We start from the raw sequence: 571 nt of genomic DNA on the forward strand, positions 1-571 counted from the left end.
CGCTATGGAGATCTGGTCATCAACGCCGATGGCAGTTATGTCTACACCATCGACAACAGCCTGGCCGAAGTTCAGGCGCTGCGCCAAAGCGGCCAGACCCTGAGCGATGTGTTCAGCTACACGATGGTCGATATCTGGGGCGCCACGGACAGCGCCGAGATCCATATCACCGTGGACGGTCGCAACGACACTCCGGTCGCCCGCGATGACAGCGCAGTCGCGATCGAGGCAGGCGGCGTCAACAACGCCACCCCGGGCAGCGATGCGGCCGGCAATGTGCTGAACAACGACAGCGACGTGGACAGCATCGCCAACGGCGAAACCAGGCAGGTCCTCAGCGTCAGCAACGAAACCGGCCAGTCAGGCGCGGCCGGCCAAGTGCTGGTCGGCCGCTATGGGCAACTGGTGCTCAACGCCGACGGCAGCTACACCTATACCATCGACAACGCCAATGCGGCCGTGCAGGCGCTGCGCACCGCCGGCGAAACCCTGCGCGAAACCTTCAGCTATCGCATGCGCGATACCGCCGGCGCCACGGCCGACGCCCGCCTGACCATCATCATTCAGGGAA

1 protein-coding gene is annotated in these 571 nt (G+C 64.3%); it reads left to right on the top strand.

The window, feature by feature from the left end:
* Positions 1 to 571: cadherin-like domain-containing protein (locus D3H34_RS33575; RefSeq protein WP_147400642.1), on the top strand; the 571-nt coding region annotated here is incomplete at both ends.

The organism is Acidovorax cavernicola, from assembly GCF_003581445.1.